The organism is Aquipuribacter sp. SD81 (genome assembly GCF_037153975.1).
GTDB lineage: Bacteria > Actinomycetota > Actinomycetes > Actinomycetales > JBBAYJ01 > Aquipuribacter.
Map to the genome: position 1 here is coordinate 1 of NZ_JBBAYJ010000061.1, position 2,930 is coordinate 2,930.

Genomic DNA, 2,930 nt, shown 5'->3' on the forward strand with positions numbered 1-2,930 from the left:
GCGCGGGGCGCGACGGGCCGCCGCGGCGCCGTCCCGCGCGCCCGGCGCGGTCCCGGCGCCGCCCCCGTCGTCGCCCGACCGGGGCTGGGCCACGCGGGGGCTCACCGGACCGCCGCCCGCAGCTCGGCGAGCGCCTCCGCGAGGTACGTGGGCATCTCCCCCACGTCGGCGACGGCGTCGCGGTCGGCGTTGAACCCGACGAAGACCTGGCCGTCGTAGCTCGTGACCCCGACGGCGAGCGCGTGGCCGGCCGACAACGGGATGACGGGGTAGGTCTCGGCGAGCCGGGCGCCCGCGCAGTACATCGGCTCCTGCCGGCCCGGGACGTTGGTGACGAGGAGGTTGAACCAGCGGCGCGACAGCCCGGCCGCCACCCGCACCCCGAGGCTGTGCAGCGTCGGCGGGGCGAAGCCCGCGAGCGTCGCGAGGTCGCGCGCGCCCACCGCGCGCCCGCCCTCGCGGTGGGGGCTCAGCTGGTAGGCGACCTGGTGCAGCCGCAGCACCGGGTTCGGCTCGCCGACGGGCAGGTCGACGAGGTGGCCGTCGACCGTCGTCCCGAAGGAGGCGTCGGCGCTCGCCCCGGGCGGCTCCAGCAGGCGCTGCTCGTCGTCGGCGCCCTCGGCCCGCACGCTCACGGGCACGAGCGCCCGCACCCGGGTCGTCGGGGTGACGACCGCGCCGCGCGCCTGCAGCCACGTGCGCAGCGTGCCGGCGAGCACGGCGAGGACGACGTCGTTGACCGTCGGCGTCACGGCCGCGCCGCGCGGGGCGCCGGAGCCCTGCGCGCCGCCGCCGTGACGGCGCGCGACCTCGCGCAGGCTCGACAGCGGGTGCGCGGCCACCGCGAAACGGCGGTGCTGCGACAGCTCGACGTCCAGCGGGCTGTCGGGGGCGCCGCGGGAGACCGCGAGCCGCGTGAGCGAGCCGGCGACCCGGGACGCCGCCTGCTGCAGGTCGACGGCGCGCCTCCTCACCGTCTGCACCGCCTCGCCGGGGCGCTGCGCCGCCTCGAGCACCGCACCGCCGACGAGGTCGAGCACCGACGGCTCCGGCGCGGGCCGCCACGCGTCCGGCGGCGCCTCGACGGCCTCCGGCGAGCTGTCGAGCACCACCTGGGCGAGGTCGAGGCCGTTGACCCCGTCGACCATCGCCTGGTGGGCCTTGCTGATGAGCGCGAACCGGTCGCCCTCGAGCCCCTCGACGACGTACAGCTCCCACAGCGGCCGCGTGCGGTCGAGCGGGCGCGGGTGCACGCGGGCCACGAGCTCGCGCAGCTGGTCGGTGCTGCCCGGTCGCGGCAGGGCCGAGCGCCGCACGTGGAAGGCGAGGTCGAAGCGGGCGTCGTCGACCCACACCGGGTTCGCGAGACCACCCGGCACGTCCCGGACCCGCCGCCGGTAGCGCGGCACGAAGGCGATCCGGCCCGCGACGTGGCGCTGCAGCCGCGCGAAGTCCAGCGGGCCCTCGAACACCATGACCGTGCCGACGTGCTGCGGCGCGCCTGGCTCCTCGGCGTAGAGGAACGAGGCGTCCAAGGCGCTCAGGCGGTCGGACATCACCGCGATGCTACCCACGCCGACCCCCTTGTTACCGGCCGGTAGCACAGGTGGCGGCGTGCCCGACCGGCGACGCGTCGGCCGGCACCGGCGACCGGGCACGTGTCACACGTGGCGCCGCCCGTCCACCTGTACAGCGACACAGGACGCAGGTGAGGCGGCCGGCACGGGGGTGGTCCGGTCGCCCGGGAGCCCGCCGTGCGGGCGAGGGAAGGGGGCGGCCGTGAGCGCAGCCGCAGCACGAACGGCACCACCGGTCGCACTCGCGCCGGCGCGGGTCACGGGGGCGGGCGCGACGCCCGCGGCCGGCCCCGCCGAGGCGGCTCGACCGGCGCACCCGTCGCCCCCCGCTTCGCGACGGCTCCGCGGCGTCGGGCCCGCTCCGACGGGGCCGGCCGGGGCCGCGGGGCCCGGGCCGCGGCTGCGGGCGGTCCCGCAGCCGGCCACGCTGCGGTGGTCGCCGCGACCGCAGGGTCCGGAGGCGCACCGGCTCGGGCCGCGCACGCTCCCGCTGTTCGCCGTGCCCGGGCTGCGCGAAGGAGGTCCGGAGCAGCCGCGGCCCCTCACCGACCTGCCCGGCGCGGGGGAGCCTGCGGGCGGCGGCGCGGGTGACGGCGTGGTGAGAGGCTCCGGCGACGGCGGCCCGACCGGCCCCGCGCCGGCCGGCTGGTCGACCGACGACCTGGCGCGCCGCCTCGTCCAGGTCGTCGTCGACGTGGTCCACGGGCACCGGCCCGCCTCGCAGCTGCTGCGGTGGACGACACCGGAGGTCTACGCCGCGCTGCGGGAGCGCGCGCGCGTCGAGCAGGCGCGCGAGCGCCGGGGCCGACCGTCCGGCGGCGACGGCGCCGCCGGACGCCGTCCGGCGGAGGCACGGCGACCGGTCGTGCGCTCGGTGCGCACGGTGCGGGCCGGGGACGACGCCGCCGAGGTGTGCGCGGTCGTCCTGGACGGCACCCGGGCGCGGGCGGTCGCGGCCCGCCTCGACGCGGGCGACGGCCGGTGGCGGCTCACCGCGCTGCACGTCGGCTGAGGCCGAGCCCTGCTGTCCGGGCCGGCCGGGCCTCCGCCCGGCCGACCCTCCCTCAGCCCTTCTTGTCGCGCTTGGCGGCGGCGCGCCGCTGCGCGCGGTTGCCGGAGTCGCCCCCGGCACCGCCCGCAGCACCGGCGGACCCGCCGCGCGGCGCCCGGCCCTGCGTGCGCGCCCCGCCCGCGTCGTCCCCGTCGAGGCTCGGCGCGGTGTACGACAGCGCCCCCACCTTCTGGTCCAGGCCCGGCACGGAGAACGACGCCGGTACCTCGGGCTCCGCCGGCTCGCCGGCAGCCGCGGCCGCGGGGGCCGCCCCGGCGGCCGCGGCGGGCGCGCCCTGCGCG

General features: G+C 80.0%; 2 protein-coding genes and 1 pseudogene. 1 reads left to right on the forward strand and 2 read right to left on the reverse strand.

The genetic code is table 11. From position 1 onward, the window contains the following. Positions 1-101: 101 nt before the first annotated feature. On the reverse strand, positions 102-1,556 hold the full coding sequence (locus WAA21_RS17855; RefSeq protein ID WP_336924206.1) for a WS/DGAT/MGAT family O-acyltransferase: 1,455 nt from the start codon (positions 1,554-1,556) through the stop codon (positions 102-104). Positions 1,557-2,172: 616 nt separating this feature from the next. On the opposite strand from WAA21_RS17855, the gene WAA21_RS17860 reads away from it, so the two are divergent. Then, positions 2,173-2,589, forward strand: a complete 417-nt coding sequence (locus WAA21_RS17860; protein WP_336924207.1) for an Rv3235 family protein — start codon at positions 2,173-2,175, stop codon at positions 2,587-2,589. Between the two features lie 52 nt (positions 2,590-2,641). On the opposite strand, the pseudogene WAA21_RS17865 reads toward WAA21_RS17860, so the two are convergent. Continuing rightward, positions 2,642-2,930, reverse strand: a pseudogene (locus WAA21_RS17865) (hypothetical protein); the annotation flags it as partial.